Raw genomic sequence first — 12,724 nt, 5'->3', positions numbered from 1 at the left:
AGCAATTGAATTAAAAAATTTATCAAGAATAAGTGGCGAACTTTAAATTGCAAATTTGTAATACAACTTGCCATTATCAATACTATTGATATAGTTCGACAGCTTATCATGAATCAAAAAATCGAAGATCTCTGGAAATGGTCCAAATCCTGAATCAACATTAATATGACCAACTTGACCTAAGTTAATCGGTTTTACACCCCATGATTTTGCTAGTTTTTTTGCATCCTCAAAACCTAACCACGGATCATTTTCACTGATGAGCATTTTTGTGGGAACGCTAATCTTAATTTGATGAAAGTAAAAACTATAATCAGTCAAACTCAAACGAGCAAAACCATTCTCACCAAAACGACTTGGATTGGCTGGTGCAACTAAAACCAGTTGTTTAACTTTCTGTGCTATTTCTGGGTGCTGATGCAGAGCAGCGACAGACGTTAAACAGCCAAAACTATGTGCAACAATCTGTACGGGTGCATCTATCTGCGAAATTTTTTCTACAAAACGATGGATCCAATCTGAGAGTAAAGGAAAGTTCCAATCATCTAGTTGAACACGTGAGCATGGCATGACTTGACGTTGCAACCATGATTGCCAATGATTTTCATCACTTCCGCCGACGCCGGGTACAATGAGTGTATGTATCATGTCATGCTCCATTGGTTATTTTTTTGTGTTATTTGCTTTGGTAATTTGGTCAAAAATACCATTATTCTCAAAATGAGCTTTTTGTACTTTCGCCCAGCCACCAAACTCTTGATCAATTGTGACCAATTTCAGTGGCTTAAATGTTGATGAATATTGTTTTAATACAGTTTGATTACGCGGACGATAGAAATTCTTTGCGGCAATATGTTGTCCTTTAGGCGAGTAAAGGAAATTCAAATAACCTTGCGCCAAATATTTATTGCCTGATTTTTCTGCATTTTTTTCAACGATCGCTACAGGTGGTTCAGCAAGTATAGAAAGTGTTGGCGTCACAATTTCAAATTTACCTGGTTGTTCACGCAGTGCTAAATGAGCTTCATTTTCCCAAGCAAGCAAAACATCGCCTATACCGCGTTCAGCAAAAGTTGTAGTTGAGCCACGAGCGCCAGAATCTAAGACCTTGGTTTGTTTATAAATTTGTTGAACAAATTGTTGTGCTTTGGCGTCATTTCCACCTGGTTGGTGTTTAGCCCATGCCCAAGCCGCTAAATAATTCCAACGTGCACCACCTGACGTCTTAGGGTTTGGTGTAATAATTTCCACACCCGGTTTTACTAAATCACCCCAGTCTTTAATATTTTTTGGATTTCCTTTTTTGACGAGGAAAACGATTGTGGAAGTGTAGGGTGTGGAATTATGTGGGAATTTTTTCTGCCAATCTTTTGGTAATAAATTGGTTTTTTCAGCAATCGCATCAATGTCAGCTGCGAGTGCGAGAGTCACGACATCTGCATTTAAACCATCAATGACTGCACGCGCTTGTTTACCTGAACCGCCATGTGACTGACGAAAGTTGACGTTTTGCCCAGTCCGAGATTTCCAATACGCACCAAATTCTTTATTTACTTCTACGTAGAGTTCACGAGTAGGATCGTAAGAGACGTTTAATAAATCTTTAGCGGAAGCGCTAAGCGAAGCAGCCGAAACAAAAGCTGCGAGAACCCCAAGTTTTAATTTAGCTGAAAAGCGCATGGCAACCTCAAAAGAAAATATTCTGTTACATGGCACTAGAATAAATCTAATCTTTATGCATAAAAAATAATTAAAAATGAATTTTATATGAAAAAAAAAGATTTAGATGTATTGTTAAAAAAATACCGATCATGAATATGATCGGTACGTCATAAGTTAAAGCTTAAATCTTAATTTTATTTATTACTGTTTGCTTTGACAATTTGATCGAATATCCCGCCATTATCAAAATGTTGTTTTTGGACTTTTGTCCAACCTCCAAACTCTTTATCAATCGTGACTAATTTCAAAGGTTTAAACACGGATTGATATTTTGAAAGTACCGTTGCATTTCGTGGTCGATAAAAGTTTTTGGCAGCAATGGTTTGACCAGCTGGAGAATACAGATAATTCAAATAAGCTTTTGCGACATTGAGGTTGCCATCTTTTTGCGCATTTTTCTCAACAATTGCTACAGGGGGCTCAGCAAGAATGGAAAGTGTTGGTGTAATGATTTCAAATTTTCCAGGTTGTTCACGAAGAGCTATATGTGCTTCATTCTCCCAAGCCAGGAGTACATCTCCAATGCCACGCTCTGCAAAAGTTGTTGTTGCACCACGTGCACCAGAGTCTAGCACTTTAGTATTTTTATAAATTTGTCGTACAAATTCTTGTGCTTTAGCATCGTTACCGCCGGGTTGGTGTTTTGCCCAAGCCCATGCTGCTAAGTAATTCCAACGCGCACCACCTGACGTCTTAGGGTTTGGCGTAATAATTCCAACATCATTTTTAATCAAGTCTCCCCAGTCTTTGATCCCTTTGGGATTGCCTTTTTTGACTAAAAACACGATGGTTGAGGTATAGGGTGTAGAGTTCTGTGGGAATTTTTTCTGCCAGTCTTTTGGTAATAAATTGGTTTTTTCAGCAATCGCATCAATATCTGCTGCGAGTGCGAGAGTCACGACGTCTGCATCTAGGCCATCAATGACCGCACGGGCTTGTTTACCAGATCCACCATGAGATTGTTTAAAATTCAATTCTTGACCAGTCTGCTTTTTCCAATATGCTCCAAACTCTTTATTAAAGTTGTCATAAAGTTCGCGAGTTGGATCATATGAAACATTTAAAAAATCTTTTGCGAGTGTAGAAGCAGAAGTGACTGAAAGTAAAGCTGCAATGACCCCAATTTTAAAAGAACGCATCATTATTCCTATGTGTTTGTCGTTTTTTGATGATTTGAGCATAGGGAAATTTTTTAAAATAAAAAAATAAGAAGAAATGAAAAAGTTATGATCAAAACAGCTATTCATTTTGTGAGTGACTTTTTACACTATGAGAACGGAATGAGGTTGCTTGAAATGATCTGTTTAAAAAATGCCAAGCCAATGGATGCAATATCTATTATTGATCGAGGCTTCCATTATGGAGATGGCTGTTTTACCACGGCGAGAATTCGAAATAATAAAATTGAATTATTTGAACGTCATTTAAAAAGATTGAATACCGCCATTGAGCGATTGTCACTTCAAGCTAATCTTGACTATATTTCTGAGTCTATCCAGTATTTACAGCAAAAGTATGATCAATTAAACGGGACGATTAAAATTGTACTGAGTCGAGGCGAGGGGCAACGAGGATACAGTTTACCTCATCATTCAGCAGATCTTTGGTTGTATTATTATCCGCAAAACGTGACTGATCATCACTATGAAGTCATTGAGAGTGGTTTAGTTGAGCGAGTAATGGGTTTAACCATGCCACAATTGGTGGGAATTAAATCACTGAATCGGTTAGAACAAGTGTTACTAAAGCAGGAAGCTGATGAGAAGGGTTTTCAAGAAGCCTTAGTTACAGATGTTCAAGGCTATATTGTTGAAGGAATCAGCAGTAACTGCTTTATACGATTGAATGATACGTGGATTTGTCCTGAACTTCGTTATAATGGCGTTCATGGGGTGATGCGTGCTGAAATTTTGGAGCGTATGAATCATTATGGTATAACGTTCCAAAAAAGAGTAATTGATTTGAATGAACTTCTTCACATTCAAAGTGTATTTTATTGTAATGCGCTCCACCCAATGAAAATCGCCTCTTGCCTTGATGATCGTCGCTTAGATACACAAGCGTGTATTGATCTTTTTCACCACCTTCAACTTAATCAGATTTAAAGCTTATGTCCTCTCCTCAGAAATCAACAAAGAAAAAGAACAGCAAGACATCCTTTAAACTTAAAGCGCTTTTACTCATTATTGCAGGCCTAATGTTGCTTGCAACCATGATTCTATCTACAAGTCTATGGAAGGATTATCCTGTAGAGGGTAAAAAGCAAATGCTCGCGATTAATCATGGTGATACTTACTCACAATTTATTGATCGTTTAGCTCAAAATAAACAAGTTTCATTTCCCATTATTTTAAAGATTTATCAACGATTGATGATTCATGACAGCATGAAAGCTGGAGTTTATGAAGTTAAAGAGGGAATGAGTGTCCGTCAAGTTCTAGACATGATTTCGAATTCTGAAAATGCACAATTGAATCGAATTTTGGTCATTGAGGGTACAACATTTAAGCAGTTAAAAAATGCACTTAAGAATGATGAATTGGTGACGAAAGAGCTGGTTCATTTGAGCGATGCAGAAATATTAAAGGAATTGAATATTCCATTTTCACATCCAGAAGGATTGTTTGCGCCAAATACTTATTTTTTTGCAAAGGGTGAAACAGATCGTAAAATTTTAACTGATTTGTATCAACACCAGATGAAGGCGCTAGATAAAGCCTGGGAAAATCGAGCTTCTGATTTGCCGTATAAAAATAAATATGAAGCGCTCATCATGGCATCAATCATTGAGAAAGAAACCAATGTTGATCATGAGTTAGATAAAGTCTCGGGCGTATTCGTTCGTCGATTAAAAATTGGTATGCGTTTACAAACTGATCCAACCGTGATTTACGGTATGGGCGATCAATATACGGGTAACATTACCCGTAAAGATTTAAGAACGCCAACACCATATAACACTTATACGAATTACGGATTGCCACCAACACCGATCGCATTACCAAGTGATAAAGCGATCGAAGCGGCAATGCATCCAGATCATTCTGACTATATTTATTTTGTGGCGACTGGAAATGGAGGTCACAAATTCAGTACCAATCTAGATGACCATAATCGCGCTGTTCAAGAATATCTTGCTGTGATTCGATCTAAAAAGTAAGGGGTAAAATAGACGTGTTTATTAGCTTTGAAGGCACAGAAGGTGTTGGTAAAACGACATTGATTCATAAAATTCGTGACTACTTCCTTGAGCAATCAAAGCAAGTTGTTCTAACTCGTGAACCAGGTGGTACTCCGCTCGCTGAGCAAATTCGTTCCGTACTTCTGACAGTGAATCATGAAGAAAGAATGAGTAATGATACTGAACTATTATTAATGTACGCAGCTCGAGCGCAACATCTGCAACAAGTTATAATGCCTGCACTTGAAAATAGTTCGATCGTGTTATGCGACCGTTTTTGTGATAGCAGTTTCGCGTATCAGTGTGCAGGTCGTGGGTTAAGCCGTGAAAAATTAGCGCTTTTAAACCAAAACTTTGTTCTAAAAATGCCTGACCTGACATTTTGGTTGGATGCTCCGACTGAATTCGGAATGCAACGAGCGCGTGCGCGTGGAGCATTGGATCGGTTTGAACAAGAAAAAGCAGCTTTTTTTGAAAAAGTACGCGCAGGATTTGCTGAATTACATCAGTTAGAACCCAATCGTGTTAAGCGTATTGATGCAACACGAAGTCCTGAGCAAGTATTTAATGATGCAATTGAACGAATTAGTTCATGGAAAGCTGAGCATAAATGCTAATTAAAAAAGCAAATTTGATTTATATTGAGTCATTGTTTATGGAAAAACGATTAGACTCAATATGATCAGTAATAAAGAAGAAATATTCAAATTCCTACAAACCGAATTTCCACAAAGTCTCCAAAAATGTGAAATAGTGTCAGTAGAGCCACGTGGTGCTACAGTCATTTATCATGTTGATGAAAATGATTTAAGACCTGGAGGGACAGTTTCAGGTCCGACCATGATGACAGCAGCCGATTATGGATTGTATATCGCAATACTCGGAGAAATTGGTATTGTAGGTCTTACAGTGACGACCAATATGAATATAAACTTTCTTAAAAAACCGAAAGGTGGTTGTGACATCAAGGGTGTTTGTAAATTAATGAAAGTTGGCAAAACTCTAGTTGTCGGAGAGGTTTACTTGTACTCTGTTGGGAATGATGAGCCGATAGCTCACGTTACTGGAACTTACTCAATTCCTCCCAAAAGGGCATAAAAAAGCGAGTATGAACTCGCTTTTTTATGTTGAACTTAAACCTCAACTAAAGGTGTTTCCACTTCAAAATTTGGTGGGGTGAGTACGGTTTTTCGTAATTCTTGCGAAGGCTCAGGATAGTCCAAAGTGTAATGTAATCCGCGTGATTCTTTTCTTTGCATCGCACAACGAATAATCATTTCAGAAACGAGCACAAGGTTACGAAGCTCAATTAGATTTTTACTGACATGATAATCTTGATAATATTCGGTGATTTCATGTTTCAGCATTTCAACGCGATGTAATGCACGTTCTAAACGTTTGGTCGTTCGTACAATACCTACATAGTTCCACATGGTCTGACGTAACTCATCCCAGTTTTGCAAAATGACAACGTCTTCATCAGGATTCATGACTTGAGAAGCATCCCATTCAGGAACTTCATAGTGATCTATAATATTTTGATGTTGATCTTGAATATGCTTTGCTGCACTCATGCCATATACAAAACATTCTAAAAGTGAGTTACTTGCCATACGGTTAGCGCCGTGTAAACCTGTATAAGACGTCTCACCAATCGCATATAGACCTTGAATGTCCGTTTGACTATGTTCATCGACTACGACACCACCACAGGTGTAGTGCGCTGCTGGCACAACTGGGATCATATCTTTGGTAATATCAATACCCAGTTCGAGTAGGCGAGCATACAACGTAGGGAAGTGCTCTTTAATGAACTCAGGGGTTTTGTGGGTAATATCTAGCCATACATGTCGTATACCCAATCTTTTAATTTCGTAGTCGATAGCTCGAGCTACAATATCGCGTGGTGCTAACTCAGCACGTTCATCGAAACGGAGCATGAAGCGTTCGCCATCAGGTAAACGAAGATAAGCGCCTTCACCACGCATTGCTTCAGTAATTAAGAAGGAACGTGCTTGAGGATGATATAAACAGGTTGGGTGGAATTGATTAAATTCCATATTGGCGACGCGGCATCCAGCACGATATGCCATTGCAATACCATCGCCTGTAGCGATATCAGGGTTAGAGGAATATAAATATGCTTTCATGGCACCGCCACATGCCAGTGCAGTAAAAGGTGCTAAGAAAGTATGCACTTGCTCGGTTTGCTCATCTAAAGCATATAAGCCCAAAGCACGATTTTCCTGATTCAAATGCCCTAACTTATGCGCTGTAATGAGGTCAATCGCAATGTAATTTTCAAAGATGTGAATATTGTTTTTTTCTTGTGCCCGTTCAACTAAAGTGGTTGAAATTGCTTTCCCTGTTGCATCTGCGGAATGAATAATGCGGCGCTGAGAATGCCCACCTTCACGTGTGAGATGCAAGTTATCTTCATCATCTAGTGTGAATTTAACACCTTGTTTCAGTAAAAAATCAACAGAGGGTTTTCCTCCTTCAACCGTGTGTTGAACAGCTTGTTTTTCACAGAGATAAGCACCTGCAATGAGCGTGTCATCAATATGTTGTTGAATAGAATCAGCCTCATCAAGAACAGCTGCAACGCCTCCTTGTGCATAATACGTGCTGGCATCTTTCAAATGAGATTTTGCTAACACTGCGATATTAAAATGATCAGGTAATGAGAGTGCTAGACTTAAACCCGCACCGCCACTGCCCACAATAATCACATCAAATTGATGCGTACTTGTATTTTTCGGCATTTCCATTCGCAAACTGAATTTTAAAAGTGCGTTAATATGGCTCTTTTTCAAAGCAAAATTCAAGAGTTTGATTGATCAATTTTTTTTTTATGCACTTGAACTAATAGTTTTTAATCATATTTTAAGTAAAGTATTGTTTTCTATTAATATAGAAACATTTATTTACGCACAGAGAATTTTGATTGTGCTAAAAATTATTTTATCCAAGAATCATAAATGAGAGTTCACTTAACATGAAAAATCGCGTTATAGCATCAGGACTTTTTGCTGCAGTCTTTACTGCGGCAGTACAAACTCAAGCGGCGGCTACTGTTGACTTTTCAAATCTTGTAGAGCGAGTAAGTCCGGGTGTCGTCAGCGTGAATGTTGTTAAGAAAATGACACAAGAAGAAATTCTTCAACAACAAGTACCTGAACTACTGAAACGATTCTTCGGCAATCAAATTATTATTCCGCAGCGCCAAGCTCCTCAAGAGAAAACGGGTTTTGGGAGTGCATTTTTTATTAGTCGTGATGGTTACCTGATTACCAACCATCATGTTGTAGAAAATGCTTCTCAAATCACCATCATGTTAAATGATCGTCGCGAGATTGATGCCAAAGTTATTGGTAGTGATGAACGTACTGATGTGGCATTACTGAAAGTTGAAGGTACGAACTACCCAGCACTTTCGACTGGGAATATCGACCAATTAAGAGTTGGAGAACCTGTTCTTGCCATTGGCTCACCGTTTGGTTTTGAATACTCGGCATCTGCAGGGATTGTCAGTGCCAAATCAAGAAATATGTTGGGTGAAACATCAGTTCCGTTTATTCAAACCGATGTCGCATTAAACCCTGGTAACTCTGGGGGACCATTGTTTAATCAACAAGGTCAAGTGATTGGTGTGAATTCTCGTATTTTCAGTGGTACTGGCGGATATATGGGATTGTCATTCTCCATTCCAATCGATGTAGCGATGGATGTGGCGGATCAATTAAAGAAAAATGGTAAAGTTACTCGCTCATATCTTGGTATTCATTTACAAGAGATTGATCGTAATCTCGCAGAAGCTTATAAACTACCAAAACCTGAAGGTGCTTTAATTACAGAAATTGCGCCAAACTCCCCAGCAGAGCGCGCTGGTTTAAAGCAAAATGATATTATTTTGAAATACAATGGAACTGCAATTTCAAGAACGAGTGAGCTATTAAATTACTTAAATAGAACACAGCCAAATCAAAAAATTCAGTTAGAAATCTTGCGTGATGAACGTGTACGTACGATTTCAGCAACACTTGCATCAGCACCAGATGAAACACCTGCACAAGCGCAAAATGTAAGTGAAGCTAAAAAACGCGGACCTACATTAGGTGTTGCGATACGCGAACTTGCACCTGTTGAAAAAACACGCCTTGGTGTTAAAGGTGGTGTCTACATTCAAGAGGTTGTACGCGGAGGTTTGGCGGCACAATCTCGTATTATGGCTGGTGATGTGATCACCTCGATTAATGGTAAGAATGTAAGTACAACACAAGATTTTGTGGAAGCGGTGGCTAATCTTAAAACGAATACAGTTGCACGAGTGGGTATCATCCGTGAAGGGCGAAATGCCATGATCGGATTAAGAATCAAATAAACATAAATTGAATAAAAGGCCTTGCGACAGCAAGGTCTTTTTTATTTAACCCTAAAATTATATTAAACTCTTTTCGAATGTTGATGATGAATACGCAATACAAGGGAATACAGTGAGTACAATCTTTGACCTTAAAATAAAAGCAACAGCACAAGACATTGATATTTTAGGTCATGTGAATAATGTGGTGTATGTAAAATGGATGCAAGATGTTGCAACAGCACATATTCAACAACTGGGTTTGGGGGTTGAGCAATATCTAGAACTCAAACATGCCATGGTTGCTGTTGAGCATCACATGAATTACAGAAAGGCGTGTTTTGAAAATGATGAAATTATTTTAAGAACTTGGCTTAATGATTTGAATGCGATGTATTCATTCCGTCAGTACGCTTTTTTTAGACCTTCAGACCAATCATTATTATTTGTGGGAAATACCAAATGGGCCTGTGTAGAGATTGCGACAGGCAGACCTAAACGATTATCGCCAACATTTACTCAAGCTTATCAGCCTATTTCTGAGGTATTAAATCCTTTGGATTTCACTCAAGATTATTCTTTACCCGCTAACTAAAGAATTGCTTGAGTCGGACGAATTAAATATTTCACCACATGGTGTTCATTATTATGAATACTTTGAAAAATCCATCTGCTATAATCGTCCGCAATTTGTTAAACAGCTTTTGCTATGTAGTTTTTATTTCATGCATAGCGCAATTTATTGTTCAAGGTAACCCATGGCGCAAGCTAAAAAATCCGTAAATATCAAAAATATACGTAACTTTTCGATCATTGCTCACATTGATCACGGGAAGTCAACTTTAGCTGACCGTTTTATTCAGACCTGTGGTGGTTTGCAAGATCGCGAAATGCAAGCGCAAGTTCTAGACTCAATGGAGCTTGAGCGTGAGCGCGGGATTACCATTAAAGCTGCATCTGTGACGCTTTATTATACACACCCTAATGGCGAAGAATATCAACTGAACTTTATTGATACACCTGGGCACGTTGACTTCTCATATGAAGTTTCGCGCTCGCTTGCTGCTTGTGAAGGTGCACTTTTAGTTGTAGACGCAGCTCAGGGTGTTGAAGCTCAGTCAGTTGCAAACTGTTATACAGCTATTGAGCAAGGTCTTGAGGTTCTTCCAGTACTCAATAAAATTGATTTACCTCAAGCTGAACCAGAGCGTGTTATTCAAGAAATTGAAGACATTATCGGAATTGAAGCAACTGAAGCACCTACGTGTTCAGCTAAAACTGGATTAGGAATCGAAGGTGTTTTAGAAACACTTGTGAATACCATTCCTGCTCCGACGGGTGACCGTGAAGCGCCGCTTCAAGCTTTAATTATTGACTCATGGTTTGACAACTATTTAGGTGTTGTATCCTTAGTTCGTATTAAGCAAGGTCGGGTGCGTAAAGGCGATAAAATGTTGATGAAATCAACAGGTCAAACGCACATCATTACCTCTGTCGGTATTTTCAATCCTAAACATACAGAAACTGATATTTTAGAAGCAGGTGAAGTTGGCTTTGTGATTGCTGGTATCAAGGATATTTTTGGTGCGCCAGTTGGAGATACGATTACACTTGCTACAACGCCAGAAGTAGAAACTTTACCTGGATTCAAAAAAGTTAAACCACAGGTATACGCTGGTTTATTTCCAATTGATTCGAGTGAATTTGAACCTTTCCGTGAAGCATTACAAAAACTGCAAATTAACGATTCAGCATTATTCTTTGAACCTGAAAGTTCAGATGCATTAGGATTTGGTTTCCGTTGCGGTTTCTTGGGTATGCTGCACATGGAGATTGTTCAAGAGCGTTTAGAGCGTGAATATGATCTAGACCTGATTTCATCGGCACCGACTGTAATTTACGAAGCTGTTATGAAGAGTGGTGAGACAGTTTATATCGACAGTCCATCAAAAATGCCAGATGGATCTACTGTAGAAGACCTTCGTGAGCCGATCGCAGAATGTAATATCCTTGTGCCACAAGAATATCTTGGTAATGTAATGACGTTGTGCGTTGAACGACGCGGTGTTCAAAAAGACATGAAATTTATGGCAAATCAAGTAGCCATTACATTTGAGATACCAATGGCTGAAGTCGTGATGGATTTCTTCGATAAATTGAAATCATGTTCACGTGGTTTTGCATCATTAGATTACAACTTCGTCCGTTTTGAGTCTTCTTCTCTTGTAAAAGTAGATGTCTTGATCAACGGTGAAAAAGTTGATGCATTGGCAATGATTTGTCACCGTCAAGATGCGCGTCATCGTGGTATTGCACTTGTAGAAAAAATGAAAGATTTGATTCCTCGTCAAATGTTTGATGTGGCGATTCAAGCTGCGATTGGTGCTCAAATTATCGCTCGTTCAACAGTAAAAGCAATGCGTAAGAACGTATTGGCAAAATGTTATGGTGGTGACGTTTCACGTAAGAAGAAACTTCTCGCTAAACAGAAAGAAGGTAAGAAACGTATGAAGCAGGTGGGTAGTGTAGAAATCCCACAAGAAGCTTTCTTAGCTGTGTTAAAAGTAGAGCGATAACAACAAGGAATATCCCATGGATTTTGATTTTAACCTCATTCTCGTACCTGCAACCCTAATCTTTTTTGGATTATGGTTGCTGGATAAATTGGTGCTCAAACAAAGAGCAACCAAAGGAAAAGGGAATGAAAATTTCATTATTACATGGGCATATGATTTTTGGCCTGTACTTGCAGTTGTGTTAGTGCTGCGTTCATTCTTCTTTGAACCTTATAATATTCCTTCTGAATCCATGGTTCCGGCATTGGAAACGGGTGATTATATCTTGGTGAACAAATATCAATATGGTGTTCGTTTACCGATTAGCAACACCAAAGTCTTGAATGTCAATGAGCCTGAACGTGGTGATGTGGCGGTATTTAGATATCCACCAAACCCATCAATTAGCTATATTAAGCGTATTATTGGTTTACCTGGTGATCATATCGTTTTTGAGAATAATCAATTAACCATCAATGGTGAAAAAGTTGTAACGGAATCGGCTGAATTTAATCGTGTAAAAGATGTTTCAGACACGCCAAATTCAATTTATCATTATGAAACTTTAGGTGATCATAAGTATTTGGTTCGTAATTTGGAAGGTCAAAACCCGATTATTGCGCATTTCAATTATGCACAAACCAAACAAGATCTTCCTTATGTTGCCACTGCGAATGATCGCTTTGTGAGAACAAATGGTCAAAGCTGGGAAGTAACTGTTCCGAAAGGATATTATTTTGCCATGGGTGACAACCGTGATCAGAGTGCTGATAGTCGAATCTGGGGATTCGTACCTGAGGCAAATTTAACAGGACAAGCAATTTATGTATGGATGCATAAAGAAGCTGGTTTGAAATTGCCATCATTCAGTCGTAATGGTCAAATTCAGTAATCTTCAAATAT

At 38.6% G+C, this 12,724-nt stretch carries 12 protein-coding genes; 8 read left to right on the top strand and 4 right to left on the bottom strand.

All coding sequences use genetic code 11. From position 1 onward, the window contains the following. Window positions 1–42 precede the first annotated feature (42 nt). The 3 genes from AC1M9E_RS08875 to AC1M9E_RS08865 all read right to left on the bottom strand — a co-directional run bounded on the left by AC1M9E_RS08875 (window position 43) and on the right by AC1M9E_RS08865 (window position 2,864). Entirely contained in the window at window positions 43–648 is a 606-nt protein-coding gene (locus tag AC1M9E_RS08875; protein WP_481591413.1) for an alpha/beta hydrolase, read from the bottom strand. Window positions 649–663: 15 nt separating this feature from the next. After that, entirely contained in the window at window positions 664–1,680 is a 1,017-nt protein-coding gene (locus AC1M9E_RS08870; RefSeq protein ID WP_488224698.1) for a sulfate ABC transporter substrate-binding protein, read from the bottom strand. A 176-nt stretch (window positions 1,681–1,856) separates the two neighbouring features. Next, entirely contained in the window at window positions 1,857–2,864 is a 1,008-nt protein-coding gene (locus AC1M9E_RS08865) for a sulfate ABC transporter substrate-binding protein (RefSeq protein ID WP_488224697.1), read from the bottom strand. A gap of 153 nt (window positions 2,865–3,017) precedes the next feature. Between AC1M9E_RS08865 and pabC the strand changes: the two genes are divergently transcribed. The 4 genes from pabC (at window position 3,018) to AC1M9E_RS08845 (ending at window position 6,001) form a co-directional block, all read left to right on the top strand. Next, on the top strand, window positions 3,018–3,827 hold the full coding sequence (gene pabC / locus AC1M9E_RS08860) for an aminodeoxychorismate lyase (RefSeq protein ID WP_488225204.1): 810 nt from the start codon (window positions 3,018–3,020) through the stop codon (window positions 3,825–3,827). Between the two features lie 5 nt (window positions 3,828–3,832). Beyond that, window positions 3,833–4,882, top strand: a complete 1,050-nt coding sequence (gene mltG, locus AC1M9E_RS08855; RefSeq protein ID WP_488224696.1) for an endolytic transglycosylase MltG — start codon at window positions 3,833–3,835, stop codon at window positions 4,880–4,882. A gap of 14 nt (window positions 4,883–4,896) precedes the next feature. After that, the gene (gene tmk, locus AC1M9E_RS08850) at window positions 4,897–5,520 is read left to right on the top strand and encodes a dTMP kinase (RefSeq protein ID WP_488224695.1); all 624 of its coding nucleotides are present in this window, start codon (window positions 4,897–4,899) and stop codon (window positions 5,518–5,520) included. A gap of 61 nt (window positions 5,521–5,581) precedes the next feature. Next, window positions 5,582–6,001 carry a PaaI family thioesterase gene (locus tag AC1M9E_RS08845; RefSeq protein WP_481595969.1) on the top strand — a complete coding sequence of 140 codons (420 nt, stop codon included), beginning with the start codon at window positions 5,582–5,584 and terminating at the stop codon, window positions 5,999–6,001. Window positions 6,002–6,036: 35 nt separating this feature from the next. Here AC1M9E_RS08845 and nadB read toward each other — a convergent pair whose 3' ends face one another. Next, window positions 6,037–7,668 (bottom strand): L-aspartate oxidase, encoded by a 1,632-nt coding sequence (nadB, locus tag AC1M9E_RS08840; protein WP_488224694.1) that lies wholly within the window; start codon window positions 7,666–7,668, stop codon window positions 6,037–6,039. Window positions 7,669–7,901: 233 nt separating this feature from the next. On the opposite strand from nadB, the gene AC1M9E_RS08835 reads away from it, so the two are divergent. From AC1M9E_RS08835 to lepB, 4 genes are all read left to right on the top strand, one after another. Further along, window positions 7,902–9,287, top strand: a complete 1,386-nt coding sequence (locus tag AC1M9E_RS08835; RefSeq protein WP_481613017.1) for a Do family serine endopeptidase — start codon at window positions 7,902–7,904, stop codon at window positions 9,285–9,287. Window positions 9,288–9,399: 112 nt separating this feature from the next. Further along, window positions 9,400–9,861 (top strand): acyl-CoA thioesterase, encoded by a 462-nt coding sequence (locus tag AC1M9E_RS08830; RefSeq protein WP_481590304.1) that lies wholly within the window; start codon window positions 9,400–9,402, stop codon window positions 9,859–9,861. 163 nt (window positions 9,862–10,024) lie between these two features. Further along, complete coding sequence (gene lepA / locus AC1M9E_RS08825; protein WP_180028436.1) at window positions 10,025–11,842, top strand: translation elongation factor 4; 1,818 nt, start codon at window positions 10,025–10,027, stop codon at window positions 11,840–11,842. Between the two features lie 16 nt (window positions 11,843–11,858). Then, window positions 11,859–12,713: a signal peptidase I gene (lepB, locus tag AC1M9E_RS08820; RefSeq protein ID WP_481587791.1), complete on the top strand. Its 855-nt coding sequence runs from the start codon at window positions 11,859–11,861 to the stop codon at window positions 12,711–12,713. Window positions 12,714–12,724: the final 11 nt, after the last annotated feature.

This window comes from Acinetobacter sp. 24-47-47 (assembly GCF_057737035.1).
Note: the sequence above shows the minus strand (reverse complement) of the source record. Positions and strands in the feature narration are given on the sequence as shown.

Bases quoted from the DNA above. Each gene is read 5' to 3' on its own strand.
- AC1M9E_RS08875 (WP_481591413.1), bottom strand. From the start codon at position 648: ATGATACATACACTCATTGTACCCGGCGTCGGCGGAAGTGATGAAAAT.
- AC1M9E_RS08870 (WP_488224698.1), bottom strand. From the start codon at position 1,680: ATGCGCTTTTCAGCTAAATTAAAACTTGGGGTTCTCGCAGCTTTTGTT.
- AC1M9E_RS08865 (WP_488224697.1), bottom strand. From the start codon at position 2,864: ATGATGCGTTCTTTTAAAATTGGGGTCATTGCAGCTTTACTTTCAGTC.
- pabC (WP_488225204.1), top strand. From the start codon at position 3,018: ATGATCTGTTTAAAAAATGCCAAGCCAATGGATGCAATATCTATTATT.
- mltG (WP_488224696.1), top strand. From the start codon at position 3,833: ATGTCCTCTCCTCAGAAATCAACAAAGAAAAAGAACAGCAAGACATCC.
- AC1M9E_RS08845 (WP_481595969.1), top strand. From the start codon at position 5,582: ATGATCAGTAATAAAGAAGAAATATTCAAATTCCTACAAACCGAATTT.
- nadB (WP_488224694.1), bottom strand. From the start codon at position 7,668: ATGCCGAAAAATACAAGTACGCATCAATTTGATGTGATTATTGTGGGC.
- AC1M9E_RS08835 (WP_481613017.1), top strand. From the start codon at position 7,902: ATGAAAAATCGCGTTATAGCATCAGGACTTTTTGCTGCAGTCTTTACT.
- lepA (WP_180028436.1), top strand. From the start codon at position 10,025: ATGGCGCAAGCTAAAAAATCCGTAAATATCAAAAATATACGTAACTTT.
- lepB (WP_481587791.1), top strand. From the start codon at position 11,859: ATGGATTTTGATTTTAACCTCATTCTCGTACCTGCAACCCTAATCTTT.